The sequence below is a fragment of the Leucobacter triazinivorans genome (genome assembly GCF_004208635.1).
In the GTDB taxonomy this organism is placed as follows: domain Bacteria; phylum Actinomycetota; class Actinomycetes; order Actinomycetales; family Microbacteriaceae; genus Leucobacter; species Leucobacter triazinivorans.
Genome location: NZ_CP035806.1, coordinates 1,040,781 through 1,065,934 on the forward strand (window position 1 = coordinate 1,040,781; position 25,154 = coordinate 1,065,934).

Annotated in this window: 25 protein-coding genes and 1 pseudogene; 16 read left to right on the forward strand and 10 right to left on the reverse strand. The window is 61.2% G+C overall.

From position 1 onward, the window contains the following. Window positions 1-11 precede the first annotated feature (11 nt). The 3 genes from EVS81_RS04795 to EVS81_RS04805 all read left to right on the forward strand — a co-directional run bounded on the left by EVS81_RS04795 (window position 12) and on the right by EVS81_RS04805 (window position 1,509). The gene (locus EVS81_RS04795) at window positions 12-353 is read left to right on the forward strand and encodes a metal-sensitive transcriptional regulator (protein WP_130109372.1); all 342 of its coding nucleotides are present in this window, start codon (window positions 12-14) and stop codon (window positions 351-353) included. 45 nt (window positions 354-398) lie between these two features. After that, on the forward strand, window positions 399-785 hold the full coding sequence (locus tag EVS81_RS04800; RefSeq protein WP_130109373.1) for a DoxX family protein: 387 nt from the start codon (window positions 399-401) through the stop codon (window positions 783-785). A gap of 205 nt (window positions 786-990) precedes the next feature. After that, a complete protein-coding gene (locus EVS81_RS04805) occupies window positions 991-1,509 on the forward strand; it encodes a TspO/MBR family protein (protein WP_130109374.1) in 519 nt (172 codons plus the stop codon). A 12-nt stretch (window positions 1,510-1,521) separates the two neighbouring features. Here the strand turns inward: EVS81_RS04805 and EVS81_RS04810 are convergent, their stop codons facing one another. After that, window positions 1,522-1,896 carry a nuclear transport factor 2 family protein gene (locus EVS81_RS04810; protein WP_130109375.1) on the reverse strand — a complete coding sequence of 125 codons (375 nt, stop codon included), beginning with the start codon at window positions 1,894-1,896 and terminating at the stop codon, window positions 1,522-1,524. Window positions 1,897-2,645: 749 nt separating this feature from the next. On the opposite strand from EVS81_RS04810, the gene EVS81_RS04815 reads away from it, so the two are divergent. The 3 genes from EVS81_RS04815 to EVS81_RS04825 are packed head-to-tail and all read left to right on the forward strand — an operon-like array spanning window position 2,646 to window position 5,542. After that, window positions 2,646-3,533 (forward strand): sce7726 family protein, encoded by an 888-nt coding sequence (locus EVS81_RS04815; RefSeq protein WP_205879390.1) that lies wholly within the window; start codon window positions 2,646-2,648, stop codon window positions 3,531-3,533. Between the two features lie 7 nt (window positions 3,534-3,540). Then, window positions 3,541-4,491 carry a sce7725 family protein gene (locus EVS81_RS04820; RefSeq protein ID WP_130109376.1) on the forward strand — a complete coding sequence of 317 codons (951 nt, stop codon included), beginning with the start codon at window positions 3,541-3,543 and terminating at the stop codon, window positions 4,489-4,491. Further along, on the forward strand, window positions 4,484-5,542 hold the full coding sequence (locus EVS81_RS04825; RefSeq protein ID WP_130109377.1) for an RES family NAD+ phosphorylase: 1,059 nt from the start codon (window positions 4,484-4,486) through the stop codon (window positions 5,540-5,542). Before EVS81_RS04820 ends, EVS81_RS04825 begins: the two co-directional genes overlap by 8 nt. Before the next feature lie 296 nt (window positions 5,543-5,838). Here EVS81_RS04825 and EVS81_RS04830 read toward each other — a convergent pair whose 3' ends face one another. After that, on the reverse strand, window positions 5,839-6,120 hold the full coding sequence (locus EVS81_RS04830) for a DUF3892 domain-containing protein (protein ID WP_130109378.1): 282 nt from the start codon (window positions 6,118-6,120) through the stop codon (window positions 5,839-5,841). Window positions 6,121-6,447: 327 nt separating this feature from the next. On the opposite strand from EVS81_RS04830, the gene EVS81_RS04835 reads away from it, so the two are divergent. Beyond that, the gene (locus EVS81_RS04835; protein WP_130109379.1) at window positions 6,448-7,044 is read left to right on the forward strand and encodes a TetR/AcrR family transcriptional regulator; all 597 of its coding nucleotides are present in this window, start codon (window positions 6,448-6,450) and stop codon (window positions 7,042-7,044) included. 4 nt (window positions 7,045-7,048) lie between these two features. Beyond that, window positions 7,049-7,408 (forward strand): DoxX family protein, encoded by a 360-nt coding sequence (locus EVS81_RS04840; RefSeq protein WP_130109380.1) that lies wholly within the window; start codon window positions 7,049-7,051, stop codon window positions 7,406-7,408. Window positions 7,409-7,889: 481 nt separating this feature from the next. Here the strand turns inward: EVS81_RS04840 and EVS81_RS16020 are convergent, their stop codons facing one another. The 5 genes from EVS81_RS16020 to EVS81_RS04860 form a co-directional block, all read right to left on the reverse strand. Then, window positions 7,890-8,522 (reverse strand): tyrosine-type recombinase/integrase, encoded by a 633-nt coding sequence (locus EVS81_RS16020; RefSeq protein ID WP_240739964.1) that lies wholly within the window; start codon window positions 8,520-8,522, stop codon window positions 7,890-7,892. After that, window positions 8,519-9,067 (reverse strand): hypothetical protein, encoded by a 549-nt coding sequence (locus EVS81_RS16025; protein WP_240739966.1) that lies wholly within the window; start codon window positions 9,065-9,067, stop codon window positions 8,519-8,521. The genes EVS81_RS16020 and EVS81_RS16025 overlap by 4 nt, the downstream gene beginning before the upstream one ends. A 4-nt stretch (window positions 9,068-9,071) precedes the next feature. Then, entirely contained in the window at window positions 9,072-9,305 is a 234-nt protein-coding gene (locus EVS81_RS04850) for a helix-turn-helix transcriptional regulator (RefSeq protein WP_130109381.1), read from the reverse strand. A gap of 387 nt (window positions 9,306-9,692) precedes the next feature. Next, window positions 9,693-10,676, reverse strand: coding sequence for a hypothetical protein (locus tag EVS81_RS04855; RefSeq protein WP_130109382.1), 984 nt, complete (start codon window positions 10,674-10,676; stop codon window positions 9,693-9,695). Next, window positions 10,673-11,212: a DUF6932 family protein gene (locus EVS81_RS04860; RefSeq protein WP_130109383.1), complete on the reverse strand. Its 540-nt coding sequence runs from the start codon at window positions 11,210-11,212 to the stop codon at window positions 10,673-10,675. The genes EVS81_RS04855 and EVS81_RS04860 overlap by 4 nt, the downstream gene beginning before the upstream one ends. A 182-nt stretch (window positions 11,213-11,394) precedes the next feature. Here EVS81_RS04860 and EVS81_RS04865 point away from each other — a divergent pair, with 182 nt between their 5' ends. The 5 genes and pseudogenes from EVS81_RS04865 (at window position 11,395) to EVS81_RS04885 (ending at window position 15,770) form a co-directional block, all read left to right on the forward strand. Further along, a complete protein-coding gene (locus EVS81_RS04865) occupies window positions 11,395-11,727 on the forward strand; it encodes a sulfate permease (RefSeq protein WP_130109384.1) in 333 nt (110 codons plus the stop codon). A gap of 57 nt (window positions 11,728-11,784) precedes the next feature. Then, a complete protein-coding gene (locus EVS81_RS04870) occupies window positions 11,785-12,771 on the forward strand; it encodes a DNA-processing protein DprA (RefSeq protein ID WP_130109385.1) in 987 nt (328 codons plus the stop codon). A 9-nt stretch (window positions 12,772-12,780) separates the two neighbouring features. Next, window positions 12,781-13,869, forward strand: coding sequence for a DNA-processing protein DprA (locus tag EVS81_RS04875; RefSeq protein WP_130109386.1), 1,089 nt, complete (start codon window positions 12,781-12,783; stop codon window positions 13,867-13,869). A 39-nt stretch (window positions 13,870-13,908) separates the two neighbouring features. After that, a pseudogene (locus EVS81_RS04880) lies at window positions 13,909-14,650 on the forward strand (DUF6349 family protein). 73 nt (window positions 14,651-14,723) lie between these two features. Further along, window positions 14,724-15,770, forward strand: coding sequence for a DNA-processing protein DprA (locus tag EVS81_RS04885; protein ID WP_130109388.1), 1,047 nt, complete (start codon window positions 14,724-14,726; stop codon window positions 15,768-15,770). Between the two features lie 18 nt (window positions 15,771-15,788). Here EVS81_RS04885 and EVS81_RS04890 read toward each other — a convergent pair whose 3' ends face one another. Both EVS81_RS04890 and mobF read right to left on the reverse strand, forming a co-directional pair. Further along, window positions 15,789-16,220, reverse strand: a complete 432-nt coding sequence (locus tag EVS81_RS04890; protein WP_130109389.1) for a hypothetical protein — start codon at window positions 16,218-16,220, stop codon at window positions 15,789-15,791. A 118-nt stretch (window positions 16,221-16,338) separates the two neighbouring features. After that, complete coding sequence (gene mobF, locus EVS81_RS04895) at window positions 16,339-19,899, reverse strand: MobF family relaxase (protein ID WP_240740048.1); 3,561 nt, start codon at window positions 19,897-19,899, stop codon at window positions 16,339-16,341. A 602-nt stretch (window positions 19,900-20,501) separates the two neighbouring features. Here mobF and EVS81_RS04900 point away from each other — a divergent pair. From EVS81_RS04900 to EVS81_RS04910, 3 genes are read left to right on the forward strand one after another with little or no spacing between them, the layout of a single operon-like run. Beyond that, window positions 20,502-21,602, forward strand: a complete 1,101-nt coding sequence (locus tag EVS81_RS04900) for a Zn-dependent alcohol dehydrogenase (protein WP_130109390.1) — start codon at window positions 20,502-20,504, stop codon at window positions 21,600-21,602. Between the two features lie 42 nt (window positions 21,603-21,644). Next, window positions 21,645-23,120 carry an aldehyde dehydrogenase family protein gene (locus EVS81_RS04905; RefSeq protein ID WP_130109391.1) on the forward strand — a complete coding sequence of 492 codons (1,476 nt, stop codon included), beginning with the start codon at window positions 21,645-21,647 and terminating at the stop codon, window positions 23,118-23,120. Window positions 23,121-23,169: 49 nt separating this feature from the next. Continuing rightward, on the forward strand, window positions 23,170-24,567 hold the full coding sequence (locus tag EVS81_RS04910; RefSeq protein WP_130109392.1) for an aminotransferase family protein: 1,398 nt from the start codon (window positions 23,170-23,172) through the stop codon (window positions 24,565-24,567). Here the strand turns inward: EVS81_RS04910 and EVS81_RS04915 are convergent. Next, on the reverse strand, window positions 24,540-25,034 hold the full coding sequence (locus EVS81_RS04915; protein WP_130109393.1) for an Lrp/AsnC family transcriptional regulator: 495 nt from the start codon (window positions 25,032-25,034) through the stop codon (window positions 24,540-24,542). The two genes, EVS81_RS04910 and EVS81_RS04915, sit on opposite strands and share 28 nt — an antisense overlap. Window positions 25,035-25,154: the final 120 nt, after the last annotated feature.

Consider the following 25,154-nt stretch of genomic DNA (forward strand, 5'->3'; position numbering starts at 1 on the left):
AAGCCGGAGTCATGACCCCCATCTCGACCACGCCCCCTGCGGACACTCAGGATGCGACCGCCTGCGATCACAGCGAGCACGGCTACATCTCCGACAAGGCCCGCTACCTGGCGCGACTCAAGCGCATCGAGGGGCAGGCGCGGGGCATCCACCGCATGGTCGACGACGAGCAGTACTGCATCGACATCCTCACGCAGATCTCCGCGCTGACCAGCTCCCTGCAGGGCGTCGCGGTGGGTCTGCTCGAGGATCACCTGCGGCACTGCGTCGTCGACGCCGCTCGCGTCGGCGGGGACGTCGCGGAGGAGAAGCTGCGAGAGGCCTCGCAGGCCATCGGCCGCCTCGTGCGCTGAGCAGCGCCCCTGGTGCCGCGACGCGCACCGCTGCATACTGGGGGCATGAGCTCCCATCGCGGCAGACACGTCACCCGCACTCTGCTCGGCGCCGCTCTGGTGTTCGCCGGCGTCGCGCACCTCACGTTCGCGCGCACTGAGTTCCGAGCGCAGGTCCCCGAGTTCGTGCCGCTCGATCCCGACACCACCGTGGTGGCCTCCGGTATCGCAGAGGTGGCGCTCGGCACCGCGGTGGCCGTCGCTCAGGGGCCGCGCGCCCGCCGCGTCGGCGCCCTCGCGGCCGGGTTCTTCATCGCGGTGTTCCCGGGCAACGTCTCCCAGTACGTGCACCGCCGCACGGCGTTCGGCCTCGACACCGATGACAAGCGGCTGGCGCGTCTGTTCTTCCAACCGGCTCTCGTCGCCCTCGCCTGGTGGTCCACGCGCCGCTGACGCCGGCGCCCCCTCCGGACCGCGGCATCGCCGGTCGCCCGGCCGCCCGGCCGCCCGGCCGCTCCGCGGTAGGAGCCGACCGGTCGACCGCACACGGTTCGAGCCGGCCGGTCGACGCGCAAGCCCCTGACGGGCCGGGATCCGGATTGATACGGTGGCAGGCCACCGTGAACCGGTGGCAGGCCACGACGAAGGGACGAGACCCATGGACACCCGCCCGAGCATCGCCCGTCAGATCCTCGCATTGATCGCGTTCGTCGCGATCGTGGCGATCGTCGCCGCGCTCGGCTCACTCGCATCGGCGTCCAACGTCGACGGCTGGTACGCCGGAGTGGAGAAGGCGCCGTGGGATCCGCCCAATTCCGTGTTCGGCCCCGTGTGGTCGGCGCTGTACCTGGTGATCGCGCTCGCGGGGTGGCTGGTCTGGCGCGCCGGCTACCGGGCTGGTCGCCCCAATGCCGCGCGCGGCGCGCTCGCGCTGTTCGTCGCTCAGCTCGTGCTGAACGGGCTCTGGGCCCCGGCCTTCTTCACCGCGTATCCGATCCTCGGCCCGCCCGCCTGGTGGATCGCGCTCGCCGTGATCATCGCGCTCATCGCCGCGGTGGGGGCGTTCGCGCTCGCGGCGCGCGCGAGGTCGCGGGCCGCGGCCTGGCTGATGCTCCCCTACCTCGCCTGGCTGCTCTTCGCCACGACGCTGAACATCGGCATCATCGCGCTCAACTGAGGCCGCATCGCCTCAGTGCGTGATGGTGGTCTGCTGATAGAGCGCGAGCCTGGGCCTGCCGTCGATGCGGCGGTAGACGCTCGACATGAGCGCCACGAACGGCTCCGGCAAGTCTGCGCGCGTCGCTTCGGCTCGATAGACGAGGGCGGCCCCATCGTCTCCGACCGGGATCAGCCGCGCATCGGCGATCGCATACGAGTCCCAGCCGGGTGCTCCATCCAGCGAACTCGCGACATCGTCACGGGTCATCACCGCACCGTTCACGAGAATGAAGACGGCCTCCGCGGTCATGAGCGGCCCGTAGAAGGTCCCGCCCCGGGATTCGCTGAGCGCACGCCACCCGGCGTTCTCGACCGCGAGGAGCTCGTCCACCGTGAAGCCGCTCATGCGCCCATCGTACCCGGCAGGTGCAGAACGCCGTCGACGTCTGCTCGCGGACCGCGCCCGCGAGCCCGCCACGGTCTCCCCAACAAGAACGCCCGGATCCACTCGCTGTGGATCCGGGCGTTCGCGATGTGCGGAGACATCACAGTGGTCGGGATGACAGGATTTGAACCTGCGACCCCGTCCGTAAAAAGTCCTGATCACGATTAATTTCGAGACCATGCGGATGACTACGGTTCCCTATTGTTGGTTAGGGGTGTGGCGTTACGCCAGTTCCGAGTGTAGCCGGTCGATTCGGGGTGGTCACGGTTGATTTCCATGGCTTTTGTGTGGCCCGTAGCCGAGCGAGCACCCGTTGCGCCGGGTATCCCGACTACGCTTCGGCATCCAAGAATCAAGCTCGCGGCTTCTTGCCACCGTGGGCGGTGGCGGGGACTTCAAGACGGAGTCGATCTCCTCTGACGCCTAGCCAGGCAGGCGCTATTCATGCGATCAGTGACAGAGGGTAAGAGCGTGATGTTAGTCGCCAGGCGGTTCGATGCGTGCCGGATGACAGCCCGGAAGGAGACGTGAGCTTCAGGGAGATGGCTGCTCCCTGAGGTGCGTTCAGCGTCGATACGGCCCACCACCTGCGCCGTGTCCGACAACCGGCTTCAGAAGAGACTAGCCGTCAAGATAAGGACTGTCGTAGCACGATACCCTTGGAAGGGTCAGAAGATTGGCACATCGTCGTAGCAAAGGAGGAACAGCACATGAGTCTTGACAAGAGTGAAGCGGCGGCGCTGAGCCGCCTTTTCTCCGCAACGGTCCTCCGAGATCTTGGTAAGCAGGCCCGTTCTCCGCTATTCACGCGACTGCTCGATCACACCCGCTTCGCCACCTACATGTCACCCGAGGCGACGGTCGGAACCGTATTCGACGAGGCATTCGAACTGCTGAGCAAGTCCAGGTTTCGTGATGACTATGTCTATCGCGCCGCGATCACAGAGAAGATTCTTCTGGGCAGGCACAGCCTAAATACCGCAACGTTACTGAACGAAGTTCGCGCGGGATCGTGCAAAGCCGATGTTGTCGTTCTCAACGGAACTGCGACAGCATACGAAATAAAGTCTGAGCGAGACTCTCTAGCCCGGCTACGAAACCAAGTATTCAACTACCGGCAGGTTTTCGCGACCGTGAACGTGGTGGTCAGCACGTCGCACCTTTCCGAAGTTCTCAAGGCCACACCCGAGGATGTTGGAGTTATCACGCTATCCGAGCGTTTCAGGTTCCAAACGTCACGCGAAGCGCAGAATCGCCCTGAGCGTATTGTCCCCAGCATGGTCCTTGAAGTCCTACGTGTTGATGAAGCTGCTGCGGTCCTGACGGGTCTCGGGCAGGAGATTCCTGCCGTGCCGAACACTCAGATTCGCTCCGAACTTGACCGGATCTTTGCAGAGCTAGATCCGGCTGCCGTCCACGAGGAAATGGTCAAGATCCTCAGAGCAAGTCGCTCCCAGGCCAATCTAGCAACCTTCATCGGTTCCATACCCGCTTCGATTCGCGCGGCCTCCCTGGCCGCAAAACCAACCCCTAAAAGCAGAGCTCGCATCAAGGAAGCCGTTGATACTCCGCTAACTGAGGCTCTTGCCTGGAAGTGAGGACCAGATGTACTACCCGTATTTCCGAGGTAAGCAGTTCGAGCTGATAGCCATTCGTGAGTCGGCGAATCTGATCGCCGACTCGGGTTTTGTTCCGATCATCGAGCCGGTGCGCGAGTCGCTGGGAGGCCTGGAAAAGGCTCTTAAGGCTTTGGCTGATGTCGGTGCTGAGGCGGTCGTGGTGGTTAACCCACGCCACGGTGACCATCGCGAGAACGGTGAGAACATTGCGGGTCTTCTTGAACAGGAATATCGAGGGAACGATGCGATAAGCGCCGGGATCCTCCTCACGAGTGAAACAAACGCGAGTCGCGCGTTGAGCTTGACCAGAAACTTCAGCGCGGCTGGAACCACCTTGATACATGCAGGATTTACCGAATCTCGGGCATTGTCTGATCAGCTTGCAAGTGATGCAACACGCTTCCGCAACATCTTCTTAGAAGACCAAGCGAATCGCCTCTACAGGAGACACTTCGTCGGAAAACCAAGGGTTCTGGTTGGCGATGGATTCGTTCAGATGAAGAACGCAGACTACCCACCAGTCGAGACCTTCTCAGACCTACACATCACGTACCCAGAGCAAGGTATGGACGGATATGGCGATTTTCTCACGGTCGGTGATAACTACAGTGAGGGCGGCGGCCCCGCTTATGCGGTTGCCATCCACCTGACTTTCATTGACCCGGATCAGGATGACGCAATGTTCGTCTATCACTTCAAGTCCGACACAAACGATACCCCAACCGATCCCGCGGGAAAGTTCGCTCAGGCCCTGGGCAAGCTGGTCGCGAAACTCGATTCCGGCAATTCAAACTTGCTCGAAACTAGCGCGGTTCTTGAGTTCCGAGACCTGCATGAGAGAGGTCATTTCCCAGGATTGGGATATGTCAAGAAGCTCTCTATTAAGCACCACCTAGAGACACTTGCCGAGTTTCACTCTGCCAACAGCAATGGTTAAGAAGTACTGTTGTGCAGAATGTTTCGGGGATCCAGGCCTGACCCGGAGCATCATCCCCAAGGTTATCGCTGACGGTACGGGTCAGCCCCGTCAAGGCGACTGCGGTTACTGCGGAACAAAGAACACCACTACTATCGACCCTTCCGCGTTGAGTCAGTGGTTTGAGATGGTTCTCGATTGCTATGTTCCTGACGACGGAGGTAGGTCTCTGGCGGCTCTGCTCGCAGACGACTGGCGACTTTTTGATCACCCTGCAATGGATGAGGCGCACGCCAAGGAGCTTCTCGCGGAGATCCTCAATGATGGTGAGATCGTTCGGAAGCCCTTCGTCCCCATCGACTTACTGTTCAATGAGACGCCTCAACGCTGGGATGACCTCCGTGACGAGATGATGCACCGTAACCGTTGGTTCCTTGATGAGCCAATTGATCTCGACCGCCTGGCTGAACTACTGGAACAGTTAATCGCGCCACCAGATGCGCTCACGGAGATCACCAATTCGTGGCATCGCTCGCGCTTACTCTCTGACGACGAGCCTTTTCCTCTCGACAAGATGGGCGCCCCGCCTCCTCACCTCGCAGGACACGGACGCGCGAATCCAGCAGGAATCCGGTATCTGTATCTCGGCTCGACCGCTAAGACGGCAGTTGCCGAAGTACGTCCCCACACCGGAGAGAAGGCGTGCGTCGCGATCTTCAAGGTGCCTTCCATCCTCGCTGTCGACCTCCGAGACCCTCGACGAAGCGCCTCCCCTTTCATACTCGAGAACGCAGAGCAGATCGCAGCACTCCGCTCTGGTCTGCCGTTGCTGGAACGACTTGGCGAAGAACTTACGAAGCCGGTGCAACCCAGCAGCGCTGCGTTTGAGTACATACCAAGCCAGTACTTGTGCGAGTTCATCAAGAAGCGTGGATATCAAGGCGTTATCTACCGGAGCTCCGTTAGCGAGGGGGTCAACTTGGCTCTCTTCTTTCCCGAACTCGCTTCTCCGGTAGAAATAAACGTCCTCCATGTAGACCGCGTGACGGTCGACATTGCAAGTGCCTACTGAACTGGATCAGAATCGCATCACCTGTGCTCTCTGAGCGACCACACGTCTTTCAATAGATGCGCGCGAACCTACCGGCCCCCGAATCGCCCCGCAACAGTCTGTCGGATACTGCCGCACCGGGCACCTAAAGCGGAGGCTCCGAGTGCATTTCTCGCAAACCTCGTTTTGAGACGCCACCCTTCTTGCAAGTCGAGGCTGATGGTAATGCCTAAGGCGCTCGACAACTCAGGGATGACCGCGCCAGCGATACGAGAGATTCAGAAGAAAACTGGCCGCTCTGGAGCCAGAGCAGGGGCCTAGAAGATCGGAAGATTCAGCAAGTTGTTCGTCCACTTGCCATCCGCATAGGTCCGCAAATGCGGCTGCCCAGACTGCGGACGGACAGCCCCAACATTCACGCGGCTGGGCCCGCTGCCAACGTAGGCAGTTCCGTTCTTGTTATCGATCCAGTCGACCAATGTCGGCTTGTCACTATCCCCGGTGTTGCCATCGCTTACGTTCTTCCATTTGTACCGGACGAACTGATCTTCTGTCCTAGACGTACTTCCGAACCGAACGTGTGTGATCTCAATAGCCATGATTTTCACCCTTCCTGCGACGCCACAGTGGTGCCGCTGAGTTGATGATGGCAGTGACCACCGACATTCCTCAGAGCTGCGGACCCCCAACCTCCACGAGCCTGACTCTCAAACCTCGTTTGCAAGACGCGTGGTAGCTCTGGGAAGTGGTTGGCGAGCGGCTTGGGTGGGGTGATCGCAGAGCTGTGGTCCGGTCAAGATTTGATGTAGACCGAGGGCGTGCTCGAGGCGACGAGAGAGGCTGGGTATCCGGACCGCTTAGGTCTACAGTGATCAATGATAGAGTGAACATGTTCACTGAACATATTCACTTAAGGGTCACTTCAAATGATGTCGAAACGCGAGCAACTCAAACAAGCGACACAGCAACGAATCATCGACGCTGCGGGGCAGCTATTCCGAGAGTATGGCTTTGCCGAAACAACGATCCGAGAAATCGCGGAAACCAGCGGTGTCAGCGTCGGCAGGGTGATGGTGGTCGGAGATAAGAATGACCTGCTGATCCATGTCTTTGACGAAATGATTGCGACAGAGCATGCGAAACGGGCGGACTCTATTGTTCAGGCAAATGCCGCTGCACGCAGTACTTGCAGCGATCGCTTACTCGTCTTAGTTGGACCATTCGTCACGCTGTTCACAGCTAACCCCGTCTTGGCTCGTTGTTACGCGTCGATCCTGGTTTCCGGAACTCACGAATCAATCCTGTTCACTGAACTCGCCGCTCGACTCAACGAGGAGTTTCATGCAGCAATAACACTTCACGGATGTACCACGCCTGTTGCTGCTGCACCGAAAGCCCGTGCACTGTACTTTGCCTACATCGGCACGCTATTCACCTGGTCGGCCAAGAACTCGTCTGAAGCTGCGGAACTTCTCTCAAGTCTCGGGGCAACGTTCGCCACAATCTGCAATTGCAAGGAGTAACCCAATGATCCTCATGCCCGACCAGTGGTGGCCTCCGGCTGTTCTTGCGCTCGTGCTGCTCAGCGATGCGGCGATGTCGGTGCGTCCGCCCAAGTTCATTCGCGACTGCCTCGACGGAGTAGGGTTCCCACGCGAGTGGTGGTGGACTCTCATCGTAATCAAGACGCTCGCCGTGATCGGGCTCATCTTGGGGATCTGGGTTCCGGGCGTCGCTTTCGCCGCAAATATCGGTGTGATCACGTACTTCGCATGTGCCGCCGTCGCTCACATTCGTGCTCGCTTCATGGGGTCGGCGTTCTGGCTGAACTGCCTCGGCTTCCTGGCGCTCTCTATCGCGATGCTTGTGTTCTCACTCGTGCTTTGACAGACGAGCGGGCACCCATTCTGGCTTGGGCACCGCCGCAATCTACGGTGATGGACTGGCCTGCGCACCTATCTGCTGGCGCCAATAGCGACCACGCCGAGTAGGGAGCCACGATGACACTTTTGCAAGCGACGGCTTCTGGCCGCGCTGTTCCAACGATGCGTGTGAATCGGGAAATCTCTGGTGCCGTCGAATCGACGGCACCAGAGATTGGGTCATATCGCTTCAGCGGGTCACGACAGCTGATCGCCCGGCAATGCGGTCGAGTCGGATCGACTCCACCGTGTGCCCCAGAATACGGTGGTGCCGATTCGGCACCACCGTGGAATCCTGGCAAAGGTCCCATTTTCCCGCGGCCACTGCTATCGACATGATTCGACACTCTAACCCCGATTGACGAGGGTTGCTAGAGCAAAAGCCCACCGAGCACCACCCGCCTAAGACTGCTCCGGTCAGCAGACTTGAACCGTGACGCTGACTTCTACGGTTTCGCAAACGCCCGCTCGAGAATCCGCGCTGTGGCAGGGTCGACCATTTCGTTTCGCCGGATGTAGTGCTGGATCGTGATGCGCGGGTCAGCGTGACCGAGCAGCTCAGCTGCGAGTTCGGTGCTCGCCTCGTCATTGATCGCAGTGGCGACGGTGCGCCGGAAGGTGTGCGGGGTGATCCCGCTCAGTCCCGCGAGTGAGAGCGCTTGCCGAAGCTGGCGTCGCACATTCGCAGACGTGAGTGGGGTGCCCTCCCTGCTGCAGAAGAGCAGCGCTTCTGGAGATGGATCGGTGAGCTTGCTCAAGCGGCTGCGCACCGCTTCGGCGGTGAATGAGGGCACCGCGGTGGTGCGCTGGGACTTCGAGGTCTTCGGGTGATCTTGCCGTTGAACGGGTTCGCCTTTGGGTGTGATGATCGTGCCGGTGATCGACATCAACGGCTCTGTGGCGGTCATGTCGATGTCCATGCGGCGGAACGCGAGTGCCTCACCAATACGTGCTGAGGTTCCGAGAAGTACCTCGACGATCTGCCCCAGCTGTCCGTCCGGTTTCGGCCCGGAAAAGGAAAGGTCCGTCTCCCAGTGTGCGATGGCCGCGCGGCAGGCGTTCACCTCGGTCGGCGTCATTGCGTCGGGGGTGCCTGCGGTCGGCGCAATCGTGCAATGCTATCCATGGGGTTGCGCGGCAGCACCTCGTGCCGGACAGCCAGCCCGAACGCGAGCCGGAGTACGTTGCGGGCCTGCTTCGCCCGGTTATGGCTTTTGCGTGCAAGCTCCTTGATGAGGCGGTCGCAGCGGGCGACCCCGATCTCGCGGAGCGTGAAGTCCTTGAATGCCGGCGTCACGAGCGTGCGCATGTTGCGTTCGTAGAGATCCTTCGTGCCCCTCGACAGGTGGTCGTCGAGTGCGAGGTCATCGAGCCAGTACGTCACAAGCGCCGGGAACGGGCTGTCCGGGGTAAGGAGCGTCGATGTGGGCTGGAATTCGCTTCGGGCAGCGAGCTTCGTCTTGAGCGCGGTTTCGGCAGCCTTCTGCGTGGCGGCCGTGGCCTGGACGAGGCGCGTGGCGCCGTCCCAGTCGCGGAAGTTCGCGCGAGCCTGCACGTTCCCGCGTTTGCCGACGACGAACCAGATGTCCCCGAAGGTGCCGATGGGAAGACGGGGGCGGCTCATCGCGCTACCTCCGATCCTGACTCGGAGTACCTGACGTGGCTTCGCGCTGTTCCTCCATCCAGGAGCGCACGTCGCAGAGCGCGAACTTCAGGTGCTTCCCGAAGCGATAGGCGCGGGGCCCGAGCCCGCGAGTGCGCCAGTCGTAGATCGTGGAGAGCGGCACGCCGAGATAGTCGGCAAGCTCCGTGATGTCGAGGAGCGGTTCGAGACGGGGGTGCGGGGGCGGTGTGGCTGCCATGAAGATCAGGTGCACTGCGTCGGCACCGACGACGATCAACGAGCAGCAACCGCAGACAGCCAGAAGGCTGACCTGCCGATAGGTCTACGAGGAGCAGTTCTACATGGGTTTTACGTGGCCGGTTCAAGTTCTACAACCTAAAAAGTCGCGGAAACCGTGAGGTTTCCGCGACTTTCCTGGTCGGGATGACAGGATTTGAACCTGCGACCCCGTCTTGCATCAAAGCTACGATGCCCGACCCAGCAAACCGGCTCTATTCCGACCGATTCCTAGACGATATAAGGCATCGGGTGATACCTCTGCCTCCGAGTATAGCCGGTCAGTTCCGGTCGCTCACGGGTCATTGAGATGGGTAAAACGTGGTCGGACAAGAAGCCTGCCACAGCCTTATCCAACGGTGTCTGCCGTTATTTTCTCGTCGCTCTGGTCTTGGTCGTTCTCGCGAAGGCCGATCAACGTGTAGGTGCGCGTCACCTTCCCCGTCGCAAGCTTGACTGCTGTCTTCTCGGACAGATGCAGCTCAACTCGAGAAAGGGTATGAGGGGCGAGTTCACGCAGTTGGTCATCAGTGGCTTTGAAGCGCAAGCGGGTGTCGTCGGCTTGGGTCAGCTCCTGCTGATGATCCTGGCTCACGGTCGACAGCGTTCCAGACACGGTGATGTCCTTGATTTGAACGCTTGATTCTTTTGCAAGACCTCGGAGGAACCGTGCCGCGCTTGACGAGATCTGAGCCGAACGCTGCCCTCCATTGCCGTTCAGCCATTCCAGCCCCAGACCAACGCCTTCGGACAAGAGTGTCTCCGTGAGGTTGAACAGATGACTTGCCGTGCGGGGACCGACCTGTTGCAGCATCTCTGAGAGCTTCTCGGGGTCGTCTTCAGAGGACTGAGCTGAGTTCAGAATCTCGATGAGGCGAGTTACTGAGCTATCCAGCAGCGAGCCTTCATGCGCCATTTCAGGAAACGCGCCTTCTGAGGGCGGAGGTGACTGCAAAGTGAAGACCACTGAGCCTGGCGCAACAGCCGGAGACAGCGTGAGCCGTGTGGACTGGATGATGTGTGCAGGAAGCTGACCCACCAGGCCTTGATGATCGCTCAGCGTTGCCCCGATAGTGCTCAACGCATCTTGGATCGCAATCAGAGCCTTTGCCGCAGGTTTTACATCCATTGAGTGATGATCGGTTGCGGCACCAAAAAACCGTGCGCGAAGCTTCTTCCGGGCAGGGCTGAGCATCGGGTCAACGGCCGCACCCAGAGCATTGAATGACTCAGCGGTGATGTCCTGACCTTCGAGGGCGGACTCCAGTTCCGGATCCTCCAGGGCATTGAGCATGTCTTCTACAGACATGCGCTTCTTTTCTGAAGTCGTCAAAGAGTCACCTCCAAGTAGCCTCTCACCGGCTTGCTGCTCAAGCCGCCGTTATTGTTTCGAATCCTCTGCCACCAATCATCCCACGCACCTCGTGCAGCAAGATAGTGGACGGCTTTATCTGCAACCCAATCTTTCTCCCACGGATTCTCGAACTCTTCGCGGACGAGGATGAACGGTTCGACCTTCAACCCAAACTTCTCACGCACATAGTCTTTGCGCTTCAGTTTGAGCAGTTTGGCCTGCTGAGTCTTGCTCAGTCCGTTGAACACTGTCTGGTCAAGAACGAAAAGACAGTCGATGTCACCCGGATCAGTCTTGCTGGAAGTGAAGCTGCCACCGATCCAGACAACCTCGATCAGATCGTTCGCGAACGACCTGAACAGCTCGACTACCTGGGTGAGATCGTCGTAGATCTCTTGACGCACGGCAGACGTCTTGAATGCGGCATCTGCGACAAAGGACTGTTGAAACTCTGTGAGATCACAGCGATGTCTCCCCAAGGGAAGGTGCCCGTCAGTCGTCAACGAGGGGATCATGATCCCCAAATCTACCAGCGTCTCGGGTATCTTCTGTCGAGACCACCGCGCGGCGGTATACTAATGCAGTACAAGATGTTTTCATCTTGGCTTATTTGCCCCGTAGAGGGTGTGGCTGATCGGTTTCAAGTCGAGAAGTTCTTACTCAAACTCACATCGCCGCGAGTGAACAAGGATTTCTCATGCTGCTCAACCTTACTGCCGCTACCTCGATCGGCACCCACAATCTTCTCAAGAAGTACGCGCCGTCGAACCGGCTCCTGTTCGACCTCCTGCAGCGCACCGACCGCTACTGGAGTCTCAGGGTCTCGCTGTACTCGCTGCCCTACTTCTTCGGCGCGTGGATCGTTCGTCTCGCTATCGAAGCGGGCGGGCCGGGATGGTTCCACCTGCTGTTCCTTCTCCTGTTCTGGAACGGGATGAAGTTCATCTCATACTGGCCCCTCGACTTGGTGCGACGTCTGATCGTCCGCGCTCGTCGGGTGATGCGCAAGGTAGCTCCTGAGCATCGCTGAATCTAGTTCTCGGTTCTCCACCCTCACCTCTGTTCCACACGCGATTGGAGCAGCACGATGGAGAACCGCGAGTTCTACGAGAGCATCACAAGCGAGCGCATGGCCCGTGCCGTCATCGCTTCAGTGGTACCGTCCGAGGACAGCACCACCGCCACCGCGCTCCACCATGCCGGGAACGGACTGGAGGCACTGCGCCTCGCGGTCGGTGATGATCCGATTCCCTCGGTTGGCGCACCGCATGCGCTCCTCTGGCGTCGACGCTTTGACATCGCAGACATCGACACGATCCGCACCAACCTCGATCACGGAGAAGCAGAGGGCCAACAGGTTCTGATTCCTGGCGACCCGGACTGGCCCGCATCGCTCGCCGTCCTGGGCCGCTTGGCCCCGATTGCGCTCTGGGCACAGGGCGATACGAGCCTGCTTGCAGATCCTCCTGCGAGTCGTGCCGCGTTCGTCGGCGGTTCCGAATGTTCTCCGTATGGGTTCGAGGTCGCATCCGATCTGGCCGAGTGGATCGGGGCCGATGGCCGTGCCGTGGTCGCCATGCACGAGACCGGGATCGCAGAAGCCGTCACGCTCGGCGGGCTTCGTAACACCAACAAGGTGATTACGGTGCTGCCGCACGGGCTAGATCAGGAGACGGACGGCCTTGACTACCTCCGCAATAAGGTCGCAGGCGTCGGGCTGTTGGTCACCGACCGTCCTCCCGGTGCGCCGTTGTCGACGCGGAGCCACCGGATTCTCGCGGCACTCGCAGGGGTGACCACCGTGGTCGAAGCACAGCCCCGATCCGATGCGATGATGGCCGCGTCGATCGCGCGCGACTGCGGCCGCGAAGTCGGCGCAGTCCCCGGCAGAGTCACCGACAAAGCCAGCGCGGGTAACAACGAGCTTCTCCGTCAAGGCGGGGCGCGTCTGGTCGCTGACGGCTCGGACATCGCCGACCTCCTCGACAGGAACTCCTACCGGATTGACATGTACGCACTCATGAGCGGAGCACCGCACCGCGAAGTATCGGCAGCATCCGGGCCGAGGCGCTGAGGAGCCCAAATGATCGAGAACCGACGGAGCCACGTTAAGTACGAGCTCAAGAACATCACTGATGAACGTCTCGCGCGGATCGCCCTGTGTCACCTCATGCCCAGCGGCAATGAAATGACCGGCGCACTCCTTGAGGGGTACGGAGCGGTGCAGACGCTGCGGTTCGGTCTGGGTGAGCGGCCACCTGGATACGATCAGACGACGCTTCGTGTCTGGCGACACCATTTCGCCCATTACGATCCTGCTGAACTGGGGCAGGGCATCGAACTCGCACAGAGGCACAATCTTCGTGTATTGATTCCCGGCGACTCAGAATGGCCGTCGGGTCTGAACGACCTTGATCGGCAAGCGCCCTACGCACTCTGGGCTCGAGGCGGCAATCCAGAGATGCTCACGCGGGCGCTCCCGGAACGAGCTACGTTTACCGGTTGGCGAGCTGCGTCAAGCCACAGTCTCTTCAACACTGATCGCCTCGCTACAGGTATGTCACAAGAAGGAGTGACCGTTGTGGCGACCTCATTGCCTGGAATCGGGCGCATGGCACTTGCAAGCACGCTCGGACAACCAGGTGGAGCGATAGCGACTTTCGCCAAAGGTCTTGATATGCGCAATGAGCGCCTCCCGGATCGCTTCTTTGATCGGGTTGCGGCGAACGGCATGCTACTGAGCGAAACCCCGCCTGGCCGCACCGCTTCAAGAGACACACTTCGCGGACAACTTCGCCTACTGGCCGCGCTCTCCGCGATGACAACGGTGGTCGAGACAGCACCCCGGAGCGAAGTCATGAAAGTCGCTGCAATCGCGCTGAATCTCCGCCGGGTAGTCGGGGCCGTACCCGGCAAAGAAGGCTCGATCGGTGCAGACGCTTCAAACGAACTCCTGAGTGGAGGTCTGGTGCGGGATGTCACGACACCAGCCGACATCCTGCGCGGCCTCGAAGCATTCGGCAGGAAGCAAGCCTTCATCACCGCGGTTCTTGCAGGGCCGAGCACATCGGTGCAGACAGCCACGACTGCCCGGTCAGATCAGCTCCAACACCGATCAAGTCCCGCCGAGATTGCTCGCGGCCCGTCTCGTACTGCCCTAGAACCACGTTGAAATGGGCAGCAACGCGACCAGCAGCAGAACGGAGAGGTGATGGAGCTCAACGGCCAGCTCGCATTCGACTTCGAAGAGTTCGAGCGCGAAGACGCACGCAACAACCTCGCCTCATGGCAGGGCGCACCCCTGCACTTCACCACGGACTACTATCCTCCGGCAGAGCTAGACCGTGCCTTCCAGCACTGGCAGTTTCTCTACGGCAACTTCGCCTCCATCCCGCACAGTCATATGTCATCGAGCCGCGGCAGTCGGGAACGCTACCAGCTTCGGAGACCACTCCATCGCGACGTTCTCGGCCGAGCTCCGACCCGATCACGGCCAGCTGGGGCCTGGAGATCTGCTCTATCAAGCGAACTGCGAGCCCTGCGGGTGGCATTCCGTGAGCAATACGGAGAACGATGTCGTCGAGGCTTGGCACGATCATGGCGTACCGGGCTGGCGAGAACTCCCCATCATCCCAGCGCAAATCCGGGTGAGCGACGGGAGCGGTGGCCTCACCAAGATTGCGAGGGCCTGGATCGCCAAGCACTACCCGACACACATGCAGATTCCTGGCGCTCCGATCATCACTGAACGAGCCCGATATGCGACTCGGCATGTCAATGGGCGCTCCCCCTGGGGCGGCTACGACATCGCCTCGGTTGCCCTCGACCGCTCCGACCCCGAACTCGAGCGCCTTGAGCCTCCACCCCACCGCGCGGGCGCGACCGCGCTCGAAGCAGCACCGCCACGGAGACCGGCCGGCACGCATAAGTCGCCTGCCGTGCTGAGCCGCTGAACCGCGTGAGTTCCTGCGGATCAGTTGCCCGAACCATACCTCTGGGGTGTATCGAGCACCCTTGGAGGCCACCATGTCTGAACGGTTTGCCCTTGCCCGCATCGACGACGAGCGTACGGCACGGGTCGCGCTGAGCTACATCATTCCGCTCGGACACGAGATCACCGGCGGCCTGCTCCAGGCTCACGGGGCCGTGCAGACGCTGCGATTTGCACTCGGCGAGCAGCCGAGGGGTCTCGATGCGGCGGCACTGGCGTACTGGCGCAACTACTTCTCCGCCTACAATCCTGCGCATGTCGACCGGAGTGTGCAGTTCGCCAGAGAGCAAGGGCTCACGCTCGTCACTCCCGATGATGCCGACTGGCCGACCGCGCTCGACGCGCTCGGGTCACGGGCGCCTTACGCGCTCTGGATCAAGGGCTCCCGGCCCGAACTGCTGACGCGTCCACTCTCTGAGCGGGTCTCGATCATCGGGGTACGTTCCGCGTCGGGCCGTGGCATGTACGACGCCGATCGGCTTGCGGTCGGGCTCAGCTTGCAGGACGTTACGATCGTCTCGACCGCTTCTCCTGGGATCGCTCGCGCTGCGCTTTCTGGCCCGCAGCGTGGGCCTGGCGGCGCGATCACGGTATTGACCCATGCGCTAGAAGACCCGGACGCGATCACGCCGAACGGGTTTCTCGCGTCTATCGGGGAGAACGGGCTGCTCGTGAGCGAGTGCCCGCCGGGGAGAGCGCCCGGCCGAGACTCGTTACAGAGTCAGCGGCGGATCGTTGCGGCGCTCTCGGCGGTCACGACGGTGATCGAGTCGGGGCCGCAGGGTGAGGCAGTGCAGACCGCACGCATCGCGAGCGCACTGCACCGGCAGGTCGCCGTGGTCGAAGGTGAGCCCGGTTCGATCGGCAATCTCGGCCCCCGGCTGCTGCTCGAGGAGTACGGAGCGACCCCGGTGCGGAACCGGGATGATGTGGCGACGCTCCTGACCGTCAAGCCGCTTGCCGCGCTTTCTGATCTGATGCCGCAGGCGAATCGTGCGACCTCACCGAACCCGAGCCCCGAGGCACCAGCAGGGCGGCCACAGCATACGCCTACGAGTGGAGTCCTCACGCTCTCGCGTTGAGCGTGTACATTCAACGCCTTAGAAGAGGGTCGGCCCGTCGTATTTGGGGGCGGCCCGTCGCGCGCTCGTGGCGGTGCGAGCCCGAGTAGCGGTTCGGGGTTCCCGGGGGCTGAGGCGTTCTGCGAGCACGGCTTTCACGTCGCTCCAGAGGTCTGGCCGGTCGAGGTGGCTGTGCTGTTCGCAGCCGCGTCGAAGTTCGGCAATGAACAGAGATCGTCGCTCGGGTGTCGAGAGTTGTTCGTCGTAGAAACCGTGGATGTCGTAGTGCGCGATGAACCCGAAGTGGCCATCGTTGTAGAGGCCGTCGTAGAGCTGCTTTATGAACTTCTCGCGGGGGCAGTCATCTTTGATGAAACGCAGCAGAGTGTTGACGAACCTGGACTTACGTTCAGCAGTGTGCCACTCGGTTGTCTCGAACTGCTCTGGCTGCACCCGTTTCGTGCTGACCACGACGCCCTCCGCTCACGTTGCCTCGGCTGATGGTGACGAGGTGCGCTCTCCGAACCGATCTGCGCTTCGGAGCACCAACGGATTGCAGTAGCCCGGCGCAGGCCTCGTCCGAGTTCCATCACCGGATCGGCCCCCGCCGCTCCCGCGCAGGTGCAGGACGTGACGAGCCGGGCTGCGGCGCTCGGGCGGCCACTTGTCGCGCCCTGGTGAGCGCGGCGGCGGCACGTTCGTGGTCAATCTTCTGCGAGACCTGCTCAGGCTTGGCACCGAGCGGGTCAGGGGCGTCGATACCGTGGCGGTCGCGATACGCCGCGACGGTGATGAGATGGTTTCGCCAGTCAGAGGCCGCGCCCAATTGCGTCGGGGGTGCGCCGACCCCGGCAGCCCAACTCGCAGGATCGGCGAGCGCAGTATCGAGCAGCGCGGCCGCGCGTGCTTCGATGAGGTCGCGGCGTTCGTCGAGTGCGGCCCGCATCTCAGCATCGGTGACGCCGCTCGCTTCGGGGATCAGGCCGACGATCAGGCGGGGGCGCTGGCCGGTTCTGGCTCCGAGTCCGGCAACAGCGCGTTCGAGCCGGTAGTGGAGCACGGAGGCGATGTCGTCAGCATCGGAGAAGCCGCGAGCCGCGATCAGTCGAGGCATGAGCCTGTCGAGCTGATGCCCGTCCGCCTCGGCACGGCGAAGCTCGACCGCCAACGCGCCGAAGGTCTCCGCACCAACGGCTTCAGCAGCTTGCGCGTCTGTGAGGCCCGAGGCTGCGAGGAGTCGCGCCCACCTGTCTTGCTGCGCGGCGGCGGCGATGCTCTCGTACTCTGCCGAGAGCTGCCAGATGCCGCCCCAGCGTTCCTGCTCGGCGGAAATGGTCTCGTGCGCAGAGAGTTCGGCACCGACGTGCCTGAGTACGCCCTCGAGCACGGTGCGGGCAGTAACGTCCGGGTCGGTGCCGGGCAGGTCAACGGTATGCGCCGGGTCGAGCTTGTCCGTGGCGACGTAAGCGATGTTTGAGTAGCGGCCTCGGGTCATGGAGACGTAGAGCACCTCGCGGGTCGTGGTCGCTTCGACGAGCGTGTGCGCAGTATCGACGGTGACTCCCTGAGCACGGTGAGCGGTGACAGCGTAGCCGAGTTCGACGTTTTCTGCGACGTAGGAGGCGGGGAGCATGATGCCGCCTCCGTGTCGCATGGTCGGGGGTCGCACGAACACGGCTCCGTCGTCGCGCACGTTCGTGACGATCCAGCGTTCGCCGTTGCGCACCCAGCTGTGAGCGGAGCGCAGGCGGCGATCGTTCTTGCGCGTGATGATCGTGTCTCCGACGCTTGCACGGGTGCCGTCTGCGAGCGCGACTTCGCGTTCGGCGTCGACGTAGCCTACGGCGATGAGGTCGCGGCGGGCGCGCTCGTTCAGGTCGGTGACGTTCTCGGTCGTCGCGGCGATGAGGATCGTGCCGCGCCCGGCACGCCGGTCAGCCCACCATGCCCGATACGCGGCCTCCGCCATTTCTTCGGTGGTGCCGCCACGGAGGCGCCCGTGCTGTGCGTAGCTGTCGATGACTTTGGGGCGTCCATGACGGAGTTCGAGCGAGGCGAGCTTCTCCCAGTCGGCGGCGAACCGCCACACCTCGGTCAGTTCCGGGGCCTCGGCCGCGCGGTCGCCCACGAGGAGGGAGAACGCTCCACCGACGTCAACGGATTGGAGTTGCCAGGCGTCTCCGACGAGCAGCACTTTCGCACCCGCGAGCTCGGCTTGCCGGGTGAGGAAGTCGAGCGAGTGGGTGCCCGCGAGCGACGCTTCATCGAGGATCACCAACTGGTTCTTCGTGAACCCCTGCCCGGTGCGCTCGAAGACCTCCCGCCATTTCGCGGTGTTCTCGGTCGAGATACTGAGATCAGCCGCGAGCACGTCGGCGGCGACTGAGGACGGGGCAAGCCCGACGACCGAGCCCTCACCGTGCTTCCACTCCCACGCCCGCCTGAGCGTGCCGAGAGCGGTCGTCTTGCCGGTTCCTGCAGGGCCGACGAGCACATCGAGCGTGCGGCCTGAGACAGCGATCCGGGTGAGTGCGTCGAACTGGTCTGGGCCAAGCATGCGGCCCCCAGCATCGGGTTGCGCGGCGATCCGCTCGATCGTGGCGAGCGCGAGCCGGGGGCCGGCCATGTGCCGGGAGCGTGCGAGTAGCCGGTCTTCGGCGGCGAGGAGTTCCGTTGAGGAGTACAGGGTCGAGTGCTTCGGCCGGAATCTTGTGCTGCCGTCTTCGCGCAGGAACTGGGCGGGCGTGAGAGCGAGTTCTGGTGGGGTGAGGCGCAGCGACTGCTGCTCGGCGGCGTCGGCAATCATGCCGACGATGGCTTCCCGATCCTGGGTCGACGCGAGCCTGAGCCACATCGACTGTCGTGCGGCTTCAGCTACGAGGTTCCAGCGCCGCCAGGTCGAGCGCTTCTCACCAATCGTCTCAATCACGGTCGCGGCGATTTCTCTGATGAGGTCGAGCGGAATGTCATCGGCGCGCAACACCGTGGTGCTGCGCCCCGCAACAGGGGCGTGTTGCCACGCAACACGGGTCGCCCACGCTGTTGCGTCTTCTCCGAGGAGCCCGGTTGCACGGTTGCGCCATTCGGTCGTGAGGTCGTCGAGCGATCGCACGTCCTTCTCCGGCCTGGTGCTCAGGGTTGCTTCTTGGAGCATCTTGATCACGGTCGCGGGCTTCGGGCGACGCCCGTGCCGTTCGACGTACTCGGCAATGAGTCGCTCTTTCTCCAATTCGATGTGCCGGGCACGGTTCGAGAACTCCTTGATGAGTTCCTCGGGCACCCCTGTGATCGCCCAGGATGCGTTTCGGCCCGCCCCCTGATCACGCATCTCCCAGTCCACTCCGAGCAGCCTAGTGAGGGTGTCGGCGAACACAGCTTCGTGCAGTTCGCTCAGTGCGACGGTCGCCGCGTGTAAGGGCCTGCCGTCGAGCGCGAGCCATCGCCCGGTCTGCGCCTCCTGCACCTTGTTCGAGACGACGACGTGCGTGTGCAGATACGGGTCGTGGAGGCGGGAGTCGTAGTGGTCATACGCGGTAGCGACGAGACCAGCAACGTCGAGTTGCACGGTGGCCCCGTCCGGGCCGAGCGCACCGCCGCGTGTTGCGGCAACTTCTCGCTCCATGAACTTCAACATCTCCGCAACAGCGGCCTGGTGCGCCTCCCAGATGAGTTGTTGCGTACCCGCATCCGCAACAGCCCACAACACCGACGCGCTTTTCGGGATCGAGAACGTAAAGTCATACGCGGCAACGGCCTTGCGCGGCTTCTTCCCCGCTTCTTCCCCTTCGATCAGCGCGACGGCCTCGGCCAGCGCGGTCGGCGTCAGCGAGCGGTCGAGTTTGCGGACGCGTGCCGCGACCCGCTGGTCGAGCGTCTGAAACTGGCTGTATGGCCTCCCCAATGCCTCGCCGGTGATCGGGTTCCGGCCCATCCCGACGAGGAGTTGGAGCTGCGTCTCGGTCACTTGATCCCCTGCAGCGATCAGGCCGTCGGCGAGGCCCGCCAGACCGGAGCCGAGCCACCGACCGGGTGGCGATCCCTCTTCGCTGTAGTAGCGGGTGAGCGGGGTGGACATGGCGCGGTCGCCATCGCCGTAGACGACAGATTTCAGCAAGTATTTGTAGCCGTCGCCCGCACTCATGGGCCGCATCGAAACCGTCACGCTGTCCGCCTCCCTCTGAAAGAAGGTGCGCCTTTCGACCCACAGTGGCTTGACTTGCGTAGGCGAAATCGGCGTTCAAGTCAGGCTTGACTCGTGGCTGAGAATCCATGTTTGCAAGATATGTGGGCATTGTTCGGGAGAGGTCAGATGGATCTCCGCGTACTAGAAAAGTCATAGGTGACCTCGCTTCTGTAATCGGAGGTGCTGTGACTGGTGAAGACTGGACTCCGGCACTCCGTAGAAGGCGATGAGACTGTCACATCGTTCGCTGAATGAGGTGGCGAGCTCCCGACTTACGAGCTCGCTGGTGTCGGGAAGTCGGGCGATCGCTTCGTAGAAGCAGCTCAGAGTACCCTACGAGTCCACGGCAGCAACGGCCATACTCCTCGCAGTGCGAAGCTCACACCATCACGCTTGATTATGGTCAAAATGCACCGCCTCAAAGCCCTCCAGGAAGTTTGACTGATATCAGCTAAAGCGTTCCCTGATTCATGAACGACGCTGAATAGCCAAGGGTCTACATCTGTAGGAACTCTCGGAAATCGACTTCGGGCTGACTTCATACGATTCAATCAAGAGAGAGAACGACAATGACGTTGACTCGCACTCCAATCCGTGCCGCCGTGTTGACCCGGGCTGGCAGTGGGCTCGAGATTCAAGACCTTCACATCGATGAGCCTCTGCCAGGCGAGGTTCGCGTGCGCACGCTCGCGGCCGGTCTGTGCCACAGTGATTTGCACTACATCGATGGAACTTTGGCTATCGAGTTGCCCGCCGTATTGGGGCATGAGGTAGTTGGAGAGATCGTCGCTGTCGGCGAAGCGAAAGCGCGGCACCGCATCGGTGAACGTGTCGTGATCACCATCTCCCCCTCATGCGGGCTGTGCTCAAGCTGCGTGGCCGGAAGAGCAACGCAATGCGAGAGATCTGGTGAACTCCGACAGCGTGAGAGACCGAAACTGACTGATGCTCGAGGTGCCCCAGTGAATCTTCTCGGCTCTATCGGGGGCTTTGCCGAAGAGCTGATAGTTCGGGAGTCTGCGGTCGTTCCTATAGATCCCGCTATCCCCGCAAGAGAAGCATGTCTGATCGGATGCTGCATAGCCACCGGCTTCGGTGCCGTTGTACATGCGGCCGGGGTATCTCCACTCGATGCCGTGGCAGTGATCGGGTGTGGGGGCGTCGGAGTTGCAGCGATTCAGGCAGCAAAGATCGCGGGCGCGCGCATCATCGTAGCTATTGATGTACATCAGGCGAAGCTTGATCGTGCACGTTCCTTCGGCGCGAGCCACACGCTTCTCTCAACAGACGGGCTGCGCGATGAACTGGAGCTCATCTGCCCTGGAGGCGTCGACAAAAGTTTCGAGGCGGTTGGTTCACCGCACACTGCCGCTCAAGCGTTCGAAATCCTCGCCAGGAACGGCACCGCGACAATACTCGGTCTCGAGAAACCGGGCAGCCGCATCTCTGTTGATGCTGAGCTTCTGATCGAGGGCGATAGAAAGATTCGCGGTGCCTACATGGGAACGAACCAGCTGCCGAGAGACATCCCCGCCCTCATAAGCCACCATCGTTCGGGTGCCCTGCTATTGGATCGCATGGTGACCTCACGGTGGCGTTTCGAGGAGATCAACGAGGGCTTCGAGGCGATGAAGCAGGCCGATTCTATTCGCGCTGTCATCGAATGGTGACAATCGGCTCCTCAACCTAACCATGCGGAAAGAAGCAAAGATATGACGAGAATCACGGTTCCGATCGTTCCCCTCCGATCCTATGTCGATGGGGCTTGGGTCGACGAGATGGACGACACTCGAAGAACGTTGCACGACCCCAATACTGGGGCGTACCGTCAATCGAAACTCGCGACACGCCCCGTCGATGTCGAGAGGGCGCTCAGAGCGGCCAGAGCCCTGTATGACACGCAACAGCTCGAAGAACTCGGCCTGCGTGCTCGAACGGAATTGATTCTGGCGGTGGCTGACGAGCTCGAACGCCGGCAGGATGAGATTGCGTTGCAGGATTCGATCAACACTGGCGCGCCGCTGACGACCACGAGGATCATCGCATCCTCTCTTGGCGATCGAACACGTGGAGCAGTGCGGGAAGCAGCAGAGCTCGGCGAGTCTGCGGAACTCGGGGAAGCGGGACGACGGGTAGTTTTGCTCCGTCGTGCAATAGGTCCTGCGGTGATCGTCGCGCCTTGGAATGCTCCCACGTTCACGACTGTCGGCAAAGTTGCTGCGGCAATTCTCGGGGGATGTCCGGTCCTGCTGAAGCCCTCTGAAAATGCGCCGAACGGGTGTCAGCTATTCTCTGAAATCCTGGTGCACGAGCTAGAACGACGAGGTTTTCCCGAGGCTTCCTTCCAGCTGATTCAAGGAGGATCACAAGTTGGATCACTGCTTACTGAGGATGATCGGATCGAGGCGCTGTCGTTTACCGGTGGCCTTGGAGCTGGGCGCACTGTCGCCGTAGCGGCAGCTTCGAATCTCAACGTCATGCAAATGGAGCTCGGCTCGAACAATCCGGCGATTGTGCGAGCGGATGCCGATGTTCAACAGACCGCGATCCAGATCGTTCAGGGCATGACACGTCTCAATGGTCAGTGGTGTGAGGCCCCAGGCAAGGTTCTTGTGCACAAATCGATTCACGACAGCCTTGTCGAGGCGATCGGCGTGGAACTCGACAGGCTCGCAGTGGGAGATGCGCTGGATGCCAAGACCCAGGTTGGCCCGATGGCTTTCGAACGGCATCGTCAGGCCTTGCTGCAGGCCGTATCCCGGCTCGAGTCGCTGGGCGGCGAACTCATCGCTACCCAGCGCATGCCCGATCTCGATGGATGGTTTCTCGCCCCCGGCATGATCGTGGGCACCCGACCGGAGGATGCGAATGAGGAGCTGTTCGGCCCGCTGATCACGGTGCACTCGGTCGATAGCGACGAAGACGCCCTTGCACACGCCAATGCCCCTGGCGGGGGACTTGACGGCTTCGTCTTTAGCACCAACACCGAAGCTGCAGTGCGACTCGGATCACGCATTCGTGCAGGCGAGGTGCGGGTGAACGGCACCTTCATGTCCGATCTCGCGGGACATTCTCGCCAGACCTTCTGGGGCACCAGCGGAATTGGTGGACACAGTCCACAGTACGGGGTTCGGTTTTTTGTCGGCGATCGGGTCGTCGGAATTGACCGGACGGATCTTGCACTGTAACGAACGCTCAGATTTCCCCTCGATCGCAGAGTCGATGAGAAAGGTCGCCATGGCGCAAAGCTCACTGCTCAAGTCAGTGATAGACCAGAACTATCCTGTTGTCGCGTATGGAAAGGGAGTGTTTCTCTACGACATCGATGGAAACAAGTATCTGGACGGGTCGAGTGGTGCTATGACGGCAAGCATCGGCCATGGTGTCGAAGAAGTGGCGCAGGCGATGAAAGTCCAGGCCGAGCGCATCGCCTTCAGCTACCGTGCTCAGTTCACCAATCAGCCTGCCGAAGATTTAGCCAGAGAATTGGCTGCCCTCGCACCGGACCATATTAGTTGGGTCTACTTCGTCAACAGTGGCTCAGAGGCCTCGGAGTTCGCCATTCGTGCCGCTCTAGGCTACTGGCGTGACCGCGGCTTGCCAGAGAAGACGAAAGTTCTCGGGCGTCACACGAGTTACCACGGCATGACCATGGGTGCGCTCTCAATGTCAGGACATCCAGCCAGAAGACCTGACTATGGTCCTCTGCTCCATGCTTTCCCTGTTGCGCCACCCGTCCACTCATATCGGTACGCAAGGCCCGGCGAGAGCGAACTCGAGTACGCGGAACGTGCAGCTGCTGACTTTGAGCAGGCTATTCGCGCCGAGGATCCGCAGACAGTAGCTGCGATGATAGTGGAGCCGATAGTGGGAGCTGCGGGAGGAGTTCTCGTCCCTCCCGTCGGATATCTCCAAAAGTTGCGGGAAGTATGTGATCGCCTGAATGTCTTGTTGATTGTCGACGAGGTCATCACTGGAATGGGGCGGACAGGAGATTGGTTTGCCTGTGAGCATGAGGGCGTGGTTCCCGATATGCTCTTGGTCGGGAAGGGACTCAGTGGTGGATATGCGCCCGTAGGTGCAGTGCTCATGCATGAACACCTCATCGAGACAATGCGGGCGCACAGCGGCATCGCGCCTTTCGGTCACACTTTCTCAGCGAATCCACTGAGCATGGCAACATGTCTGGCGGTACTCCGGCTGCTCCAGCGAGAGAGAGTGCTTGACAATGTGCGCCAACGGGGAGCACAACTGGCGCGTGGACTGCGCTCACTTGCCGAGCGCTATCACTTTGTCGACGACGTTCGCGGTAGAGGGCTGCTCTGGGGCTTTGAGTTCGTCACCGACCGGCAGAAGAGAGAAACACCAGATCCCGAGCAGCAGATCTCGTCGGCCTTCGTCGATGTTTGCTTTCGGGAAGGTCTTCTCGTCTATCCGGCTGGGATTGCTCCGTTCAATAATGCCGCGATCATCAGTCCACCGCTTCGGATCACGGAGTGCGAGATCGAGATACTGCTCGAGAAGTTGGATCTCGCGCTCGCACACATGAGTGGCTGCTTCTCGACAAGAGGAGCAAAAGAAAACCCGCCGCGATCTGCCACTTTAGCCTATTCCGAACCGGGTTCAGGCTTATGAGTATCGTCCACGAGCGTTTCCGCGGCATCGAAGCTGCGATTCCAACCATGCATCACAATGAGAGTTTTGGTGCCTGCGACCTTGCCGGTGCGGCGGATCGAGTTGACCACTCGCTGCAGATGGTCGACATCCTCGACTCTGAGACGGATCAAGACGTCCGGGTCGCCGGAGAGGGTGTGAAACTCCTCAGCTCCGGCAATCCGCCTGACGATGTCGGCGACCTCTCCCGTTTCCGTGGAACCACCGAGTCGCACTTCCACGAATGCCTCGAGAGCGCCGCTTCGATGCTCATCGATCACGGCACTATACCCGCGAATGATTCCAAGCCTATGGAGTCGATCAATGCGTCGCTGCACCGGGGCAGCTGTCAAATTGATCATACGTGCTATATCACTCACGGGCAGTCGCCCCCAGCGGCGCAGGATCTCGAGGATCTTGCGATCTGCCCCATCGACTACGACTTCCATTGGTTAAGGATATCATGCGCATCTAGCATGAAAAAGCCGAATAAGGCTTCATTCAAAGCGCAAATACCTTGATCTAGAGAGCTTTCCTGCTGATATCCATCCTTTTAGAACATAGGTGAG

Excerpts from the sequence above, each read along its gene's own strand:
- EVS81_RS04795 (WP_130109372.1), top strand. The coding sequence starts at position 12 with ATGACCCCCATCTCGACCACGCCCCCTGCGGACACTCAGGATGCGACC.
- EVS81_RS04800 (WP_130109373.1), top strand. The coding sequence starts at position 399 with ATGAGCTCCCATCGCGGCAGACACGTCACCCGCACTCTGCTCGGCGCC.
- EVS81_RS04805 (WP_130109374.1), top strand. The coding sequence starts at position 991 with ATGGACACCCGCCCGAGCATCGCCCGTCAGATCCTCGCATTGATCGCG.
- EVS81_RS04810 (WP_130109375.1), bottom strand. The coding sequence starts at position 1,896 with ATGAGCGGCTTCACGGTGGACGAGCTCCTCGCGGTCGAGAACGCCGGG.
- EVS81_RS04815 (WP_205879390.1), top strand. The coding sequence starts at position 2,646 with ATGAGTCTTGACAAGAGTGAAGCGGCGGCGCTGAGCCGCCTTTTCTCC.
- EVS81_RS04820 (WP_130109376.1), top strand. The coding sequence starts at position 3,541 with ATGTACTACCCGTATTTCCGAGGTAAGCAGTTCGAGCTGATAGCCATT.
- EVS81_RS04825 (WP_130109377.1), top strand. The coding sequence starts at position 4,484 with ATGGTTAAGAAGTACTGTTGTGCAGAATGTTTCGGGGATCCAGGCCTG.
- EVS81_RS04830 (WP_130109378.1), bottom strand. The coding sequence starts at position 6,120 with ATGGCTATTGAGATCACACACGTTCGGTTCGGAAGTACGTCTAGGACA.
- EVS81_RS04835 (WP_130109379.1), top strand. The coding sequence starts at position 6,448 with ATGATGTCGAAACGCGAGCAACTCAAACAAGCGACACAGCAACGAATC.
- EVS81_RS04840 (WP_130109380.1), top strand. The coding sequence starts at position 7,049 with ATGATCCTCATGCCCGACCAGTGGTGGCCTCCGGCTGTTCTTGCGCTC.
- EVS81_RS16020 (WP_240739964.1), bottom strand. The coding sequence starts at position 8,522 with ATGACGCCGACCGAGGTGAACGCCTGCCGCGCGGCCATCGCACACTGG.
- EVS81_RS16025 (WP_240739966.1), bottom strand. The coding sequence starts at position 9,067 with ATGAGCCGCCCCCGTCTTCCCATCGGCACCTTCGGGGACATCTGGTTC.
- EVS81_RS04850 (WP_130109381.1), bottom strand. The coding sequence starts at position 9,305 with ATGGCAGCCACACCGCCCCCGCACCCCCGTCTCGAACCGCTCCTCGAC.
- EVS81_RS04860 (WP_130109383.1), bottom strand. The coding sequence starts at position 11,212 with ATGATCCCCTCGTTGACGACTGACGGGCACCTTCCCTTGGGGAGACAT.
- EVS81_RS04865 (WP_130109384.1), top strand. The coding sequence starts at position 11,395 with ATGCTGCTCAACCTTACTGCCGCTACCTCGATCGGCACCCACAATCTT.
- EVS81_RS04870 (WP_130109385.1), top strand. The coding sequence starts at position 11,785 with ATGGAGAACCGCGAGTTCTACGAGAGCATCACAAGCGAGCGCATGGCC.
- EVS81_RS04875 (WP_130109386.1), top strand. The coding sequence starts at position 12,781 with ATGATCGAGAACCGACGGAGCCACGTTAAGTACGAGCTCAAGAACATC.
- EVS81_RS04885 (WP_130109388.1), top strand. The coding sequence starts at position 14,724 with ATGTCTGAACGGTTTGCCCTTGCCCGCATCGACGACGAGCGTACGGCA.
- mobF (WP_240740048.1), bottom strand. The coding sequence starts at position 19,899 with ATGCGGCCCATGAGTGCGGGCGACGGCTACAAATACTTGCTGAAATCT.
- EVS81_RS04900 (WP_130109390.1), top strand. The coding sequence starts at position 20,502 with ATGACGTTGACTCGCACTCCAATCCGTGCCGCCGTGTTGACCCGGGCT.
- EVS81_RS04905 (WP_130109391.1), top strand. The coding sequence starts at position 21,645 with ATGACGAGAATCACGGTTCCGATCGTTCCCCTCCGATCCTATGTCGAT.
- EVS81_RS04910 (WP_130109392.1), top strand. The coding sequence starts at position 23,170 with ATGGCGCAAAGCTCACTGCTCAAGTCAGTGATAGACCAGAACTATCCT.
- EVS81_RS04915 (WP_130109393.1), bottom strand. The coding sequence starts at position 25,034 with ATGGAAGTCGTAGTCGATGGGGCAGATCGCAAGATCCTCGAGATCCTG.